We start from the raw sequence: 826 nt of genomic DNA, 5'->3' as shown, positions 1-826 counted from the left end.
ACCCGAGGAGGACCGATGCGCCGGACCACCGCGGCCGCCACGGCGGCGCTGCTCCTGACCGCGACCGCGTGCGGGACAGCTGACGACACCGAACCCACCGACCCCACCGACACAGTCACCGAGACCGAGACCGTCGAGCCGACACCCACCGAGACCGAGACCGAGACGGTCGAACCGACTCCCCCCGAGGACGACCAGGACGACCCGGACGAGCGGGACGGGCCCGAGCCGGACTTCCGCACCGGCGACGAACCGCGCACCCAGGACCCGGACGGGCAGCGCCTCAGCCCCGTCGACGTGCGGTTCGCCCACCGTGACGGGTTCGACCGCGTGGTGATGGACCTGGTCGGGGACGGGGATCCCGGGTGGTTCGTCGAGTACGGCGAACCCCTGCACCAGGGTTCGGGGAACGAGGTCGAGATCGACGGGGAGGCGTTCCTGCGCGTGTCCGTCACCGGGGTGCAGTACCCCACGGAGGAGGGCGCCGAGGAGTACGGCGGGTCCGACCGCATCACCCCCGACCCTGCCGGGGTGGTCCGTGAGATCGTCGTCGGCACCATCTTCGAGGGCCACCAGGAGATGTTCATCGGGTTGGACGCCGAGCACCCCTACCGGGTGTTCCGCCTCCAGGACCCGCCCCGCGTGGTCGTCGACGTCCAGTACCCGTGACGGCGCGACCGGCCCGGGCGGACCCGACCGCCTCCCACCCCCCGGAGCGGACCACCACCTGCACCTCGACCTGACCGCGGGCGTCCACGGTGCACCGCTCGGTGCGGGCGCCGTTGCGGGCCGCGACGGCCTCGGCCGTCTCGCACGCGACCGCCAG

Annotated in this window: 1 protein-coding gene; it reads left to right on the top strand. The window is 73.4% G+C overall.

Translation table 11 applies throughout. The features are described 5' to 3' along the window. Window positions 1–669 (top strand): AMIN-like domain-containing (lipo)protein (locus N869_RS16750; protein WP_232229836.1); only part of this gene is annotated, 669 nt, incomplete at its 5' end. Between the last annotated feature and the right edge of the window lie 157 nt (window positions 670–826).

This window comes from Cellulomonas bogoriensis 69B4 = DSM 16987, assembly GCF_000767165.1.
Lineage (GTDB): Bacteria > Actinomycetota > Actinomycetes > Actinomycetales > Cellulomonadaceae > Actinotalea > Actinotalea bogoriensis.
This window is presented reverse-complemented; position numbering and strand designations above follow the sequence as displayed.